This is a genomic window from uncultured Campylobacter sp. (assembly GCF_963517995.1).
Lineage (GTDB): Bacteria > Campylobacterota > Campylobacteria > Campylobacterales > Campylobacteraceae > Campylobacter_A.
This window is the reverse complement of record NZ_CAUQHQ010000141.1, coordinates 1-5,572: the sequence shown is the minus strand read 5'-3', so window position 1 is coordinate 5,572 and position 5,572 is coordinate 1. Positions and strand designations below refer to the sequence as shown.

Here is a 5,572-nt window from a genome sequence, read left to right as displayed (position 1 = left end):
GAAATTCTCTTTCTTTATACCTTTAAATTTAGCTAGTCTATGTTTAGCATATCCCCAGAAGTTTTCTATACCATTGATATGATTTTACCATTTGCTTCTTGTAAAGTAGCAAGCGTAGCGTAGCTAAAATTCATTCTTTGAGTGTTTTACCCTGTAGTGCTCTTTAGCTCCATAATCTACCAAACCGTCATAGGCCTTCCAGCAATCAGAGTATATAGTAGAGCTATCAAGCTCGCTAAATTTGGGTAATATCGGTATCAGTTCATTAGCAGAGCAGTTTTTAACTATTTGGGTATAGACCTTACCGTCACGCTTTAGCATTCCGAATACTGGAGTTTTATTTGCTGCTCCTCTACCCCTCTTGCCTCTTACTCGTTTAGATCCAAAGTAACTTTCATCTATTTCTATTTCACCTGAAAACTTAGATATCTTTTCGCACTCTTTAGCCATTAAAATTCTAATGCTTTTTAGAATTTTATTAATGGAAATTCTAGAGATTCCGGTTAAATTTGCTATTTTAGTAGCCTCTATATCTTGCGCAAAATACTTTAGAATTTCTCTAAATTTCTTCTCTGAAATTCTGGAATGATAGATATACTTATTTTTCATCGACAAAATCATAGTTAAAAACTCCTTTGAAAGTTTTTAACTTATCTTGAGCCAAAAATATTTTCAATAACCATAGAAAGAAATTAAATGACAGATAATTCAACAATAATAGCAATAATCATCGGTATTCTTGCAACAATAGGTCTATTTAAAGTTTCTAGCTTAAATAACTCTGCAATTATCGGCTGGTTCGCTAAAAAAGACTTAATGTCTTTTGAGAAATATAATCACGAACAGCGCCAAGCTCCAACAGAAAACCTAATATGCGCTCGTCCTATGTTGCAACTTTTGAATTTTATTTTTTCAAAAAACCTTACAGGAACTACATTATATTTCCTAGTAGTCTTGTGCGGATGCTACATAATACTAGGATTTATACAGTTTATTTGACAGAGCCTTAGAAATTTGGCTTTAGCAGTAAATCAATTTGTTATAATATTTGGCAAAAGAATCCCAAAAATCCACTTAAGTTAATTATTGTCTTGTAAATATTGTTTTAACATATCAATAGCATCCTGCTGCATAGAAACATATTTATTTAGAAGATACATAAAAAGTAAACTTAAAACAACTACTATAATAATCATTGTATATCCAGATCCAGTACGAGTCTCTCCAATAAAAAGCAAAGCTATAAAAAAAGGAATAAACACCACAATATTACCAACAGTTCTTATAATAGACCATAACAATTTTGATAAAGTTCCCGTTTCATTTGTAGTTAAATTTTTATAGTTGATTACTTTATAACCATTTGCGCATACCACCATATCATCACCTTGCGACAAAGTATTGTTTTGAGTTTTAAGAATAAACTGCCTACCATCTATCCTAAAAGTCGAACTATATGTATTAGATGTAGATATATCACCCTTGCCCTTTCTTACGCTACCGCTAACATTTGTTTCCAAATTTGTTCTTAGATTATCTATTGTTCCTCTATAAATTTTTAAATTAGACACTATTTGATCCTTGAGTTTTAAATAATATTTACCAAATTGAACCTGAGTGGATTTTTAGCCGCGACATCATCTTGCTACTCATAAAGATTCTTATCAATTTTATTAAAATTTAATAGAGATCTTTTTATATTTTTACTGTTATTATATCTAAACCCCTTTAAATTCAGATAAACTATGTTTGGCATATCCCCAAAAGTTTCTATGGTTTTTGCTTACAGCTTCTTATAAAGTAGTAAGCGTAGCGTAGCTGAACTCATTCTTAGAATGCTTTACTCTATAATGGGCTTTGGCTCCGTAATCAACCAATCCGTCATAAGCCCTTCGATAATCTGAGCTATCAAGCTCGCTAAATTCCTTCAGTATCGTCAATAGCTCATTTTCAGAACAGTTTTTAACTATTTGGGTATAAACTTTGCCGTCACGCTTTAGCATACCGTCTGTTTACAGCTATGAGCGTAGCGAAATAGAAATACCGGATTTTATTTGCTGCGCCTCTACCTCTTTTGCCTCTTACTCTCTTGGCTCTGTTCTGCTCTACTTCGCTACGCTCGTTACTTTCAAGAACATAGCTATTATCGTAACTTACTACTCCTTTGTGTGAGATTAAGTTAAAGAGTGCCATAAATTATTTACTAAAAACCTTATTTGTAATCATTGAAAATCATTATATATTTCTGTATAATTGCCCGTTAATAATTTTTAAAGGAGTTTAAATGCAGAGAAAAATCGTGCTTAGTCTTGCTTTAGTCGGTATTTTGGCTGCCGCGCAAAACGAAGTAGAGCTAAAATCGTTAGAAGGCGTAACCGTCACGGCGCAAAGATCGTCTCAAAGCGTAGACGAGATAAGCAAAAGCGTCTCGGTAGTAGATAAAGAGACGATAGAAAGAAAGCTCGGCAAAAGCGTACCGGAGCTAATCAGCGAGGCGCCGGGAGTTTCAATCGTAAACGAAGGCATGGACTCAGGCACCGTAAACGTGCGAGGTTTTAGCTCGTCTGATTACCGCGTGCCGATGTTCGTAGACGGGCTTAGATTTAGAGGTAGGCCGGCGTTTGAGTATTCGATATTTACGCCCGATCAAATCGAAAGGATAGAGATAATAAGAGGCCCTGCTAGCACGCTTTACGGCACGGACGCCTTTGGCGGCATAGTAAATTTAGTCACCAAAAGAGCTAGTGGGGACGTGCACGGCGACTGGGCGCTATCTGATACGTATCTAAGCACCCAGTATCAAAGCGCAAACAAAGGCGTACAAAACCGCCTACAACTCGGCGTAGTTGGACACGGGTTTGACGCATTGCTGGGCTTAAACTACAAGCACGGCAAGGACTACGGCACTCCGGCTGGTAAAATCCCAAACACAAGGTATAATTACCAAAGTCTTGATTTTAAAGGCGGATATAGCTTTGCCGATTTTCACAGGCTTGAGCTCGTGACCAGATATACGGAGTCCGAGCGCGGCGTAGTCGGTACGGCGGTCGGCGCTCCCGGAACGGCGAATAAAAAAGGCTTTCAAAAATACATAAAAGAGGCGCCTCTTAGAGAAAAATACGTAGCGCTAAACTACGAAGGCAACATACCCGACAAATTTATATTAGATTCTAGCTTGTATTACAGAGAGCTTTATACGCACCTAAATATAAGGCCTTACATCGGCTCGTTTTCGCCTAGACAAGTCGATAACTACGTAAACGGTCCGAAGGTCTACGGCGGCAAATTTATCGGTAAATTTATAGGCGACAACCTAACCCAAACTTACGGCGTAGATTTTTATTACGAGGACTGGGATAGCGTGTATCAAAGCGTAAACAAAGGCCCTAGCGTACGCAACAGGCTAAGAACCAAACAGCTTGACGTCGCCGGGTTTGGATTGCTTGAATACGCGTTTAGCAACGACGCGATTTTGAGCGCAAATTTACGCTACGACCGCATAAAAACGTCCTTTGATATGGATAGCTCGATGAGTCCCGCCGTAAAAGCCCTATACGAAAACGCCAACGATAGAAAAGACGGCAGAGCCAGCTACGGCCTGGGACTTATTTATCCCGTCGTCGGAGGACTTGAGTTTGTAGGTAATTTCTCGACCTCGTTTAGGGCTCCTATGAGCGGCGAGGTTGCTCCGATACTTACGTTTTCAGGCAGCGAGGCGTATCTGCCAAACCCTGATCTAAATATCGAAAAAGGCGTTACCTACGAGGCTGGACTTCGCTATACGGATAAAGCGCTTAGATCGAATTTGATATTTTACACGGGAGATTATAAAGACCTAATCGTCGAGCGAAACTGGCAAAGCGGCGGCGTGACCTACTACCAGTCGCAAAATGTAAACAGAGCCAAGATAAGCGGAGCCGAATTTGACCTCGCTTATAAAATTTTATCAAATTTGGAGTTTAAAACAAATCTCGCCTACACGCGCGGCAAAAATAAGCAAACCGGCAAACCGCTTCCAGAGATCGCTCCGCTTAGCGGACGCGTAGCCGTTTCTTATTCGCCGGAGTTTTTGGCAAATTCCTACATAGAGTATAGCGGCGACTGGGCGGCGAGAAAGACGCGTATAGACGACAGCGTAGAGCGCGAGAGAGCGGGATATTTCGTGCATAACCTATACTTTGGCAAGAGCCTTGGCAAGCTAGGCTTCTTAAAAGATTTTAGCCTGAATTTCGGCGTCGAAAATATCTTTGACAAAGAATACGCCCCAAGCCTAAGCTACGAGCTAATCAGCCAGCCTAGAAGCGCTAGCAACCCGCTCATAAATCCGGGCAGAAATTTCAAACTAGGCTTTAAGGCTAGCTTTTAAAATTTAAATTTGCCGAGCGGGTTTTAAGCCGGCCCGCTCAAAAACCCTAAAATTTACAAATTTAAGGATCGAATTTGAAAAAAATCATATTCGCTTTATTGCTACTGGCAGCGACGCTAGGCGCGCTTGAATTTACCGATCAAAACGGCAACAGGCTTTACTTCGACCGCTCCGTTAAAAGCGTAGCGCTATTTCCGGTGCCGCTAGCTTCGTTTTCTCTTAGCGTCGAAAACAACGTATCTCGCCTAGCCTCCGTTCATCCTATGGCTAAGAAAAATATTGGGCGCGGAATGCTCGGAAAAATGATAAAAGGCGCAGCTAGTATCCCCGCAGGCGGTATCGGAGAGGATTTTACTCCAAATATCGAGGAGCTACTAAAACTATCTCCGGATCTTGTCGTGCAGTGGGGCATGAGAGGCGAAAAGATCATCGAGCCGCTGCGAAAAGTAGGGCTAAACGTAGCTTTGGTAAATTTAAGCGGCACGGAGGAAGACCCGCTTTTTTGGTTTGGGATGCTAGGTAAAATTTACGAAAAAGAGCAAAAGGCGGAGCAAATTTTACAAAACAGAGCCGAAGTAAGAGCTAAGATCGAAAATTTCGTAAAAGGGCTTAGCAAAAAACCGAAGGTTCTTTTTATATTCGGCCGAGATAAAAGCTACGAGGCCGCAGGAGGCGGGACGTATTTTGACTACGAGATAAAGCTAAGCGGCGGAGTAAATGCGGCGAATTTCGGTGGATTTAGAATTTTAAATAAAGAAGAAATTCTTGCGCAAAATCCGGACGTTATCTTGCTTAGCAACTTCGACGAGCTAACGCCACGGGACTTTTTTAACGACAAAATTTTAAAAAACGTAAAAGCCGTCAAGCAAAAAGCCGTCTATAAAATGCCTCTGGGAGGCGATATGTGGGAGCCGCCTACGGGCGAATCGCACCTGGGCTGGGCGTGGTTTAGCGTGCTGTTTTCGGGGCAGGCGCATATAAATTTAAAAGACGAGATGAAAAAGAGCTACAAATTGCTCTATGGCTACGATCTAAATGACGACGAGATAGCTAAAATTTTACGCTTTGATCTAAACGGCGAGAGCAAATTTTACGAGCTTTTTAGATAATGAAAAAATATCTGTTTTTATCGCTTTTTCTAGCCTTTGCGGTCGTTTTTTCGCTTAAAGCGTGTAGGAATTAACTAGAGGGGCTAAATTACAAATA

At 40.4% G+C, this 5,572-nt stretch carries 4 protein-coding genes and 2 pseudogenes; 3 read left to right on the top strand and 3 right to left on the bottom strand.

The window, feature by feature from the left end; all coding sequences use genetic code 11:
- A pseudogene (locus RYL88_RS11090) lies at positions 1–621 on the bottom strand (IS1595 family transposase); the annotation flags it as partial.
- A gap of 75 nt (positions 622–696) precedes the next feature.
- Here RYL88_RS11090 and RYL88_RS11085 point away from each other — a divergent pair.
- Positions 697–999, top strand: coding sequence for a hypothetical protein (locus tag RYL88_RS11085; RefSeq protein WP_314991303.1), 303 nt, complete (start codon positions 697–699; stop codon positions 997–999).
- A gap of 80 nt (positions 1,000–1,079) precedes the next feature.
- Here the strand turns inward: RYL88_RS11085 and RYL88_RS11080 are convergent, their stop codons facing one another.
- Both RYL88_RS11080 and RYL88_RS11075 read right to left on the bottom strand, forming a co-directional pair.
- Complete coding sequence (locus RYL88_RS11080) at positions 1,080–1,571, bottom strand: hypothetical protein (protein WP_314991301.1); 492 nt, start codon at positions 1,569–1,571, stop codon at positions 1,080–1,082.
- A gap of 122 nt (positions 1,572–1,693) precedes the next feature.
- A pseudogene (locus RYL88_RS11075) lies at positions 1,694–2,094 on the bottom strand (hypothetical protein); the annotation flags it as partial.
- Between the two features lie 190 nt (positions 2,095–2,284).
- On the opposite strand from RYL88_RS11075, the gene RYL88_RS11070 reads away from it, so the two are divergent.
- Both RYL88_RS11070 and RYL88_RS11065 read left to right on the top strand, forming a co-directional pair.
- On the top strand, positions 2,285–4,366 hold the full coding sequence (locus RYL88_RS11070) for a TonB-dependent receptor (RefSeq protein ID WP_314991299.1): 2,082 nt from the start codon (positions 2,285–2,287) through the stop codon (positions 4,364–4,366).
- Between the two features lie 74 nt (positions 4,367–4,440).
- The gene (locus RYL88_RS11065) at positions 4,441–5,475 is read left to right on the top strand and encodes an ABC transporter substrate-binding protein (RefSeq protein ID WP_314991297.1); all 1,035 of its coding nucleotides are present in this window, start codon (positions 4,441–4,443) and stop codon (positions 5,473–5,475) included.
- Positions 5,476–5,572 lie beyond the last annotated feature (97 nt).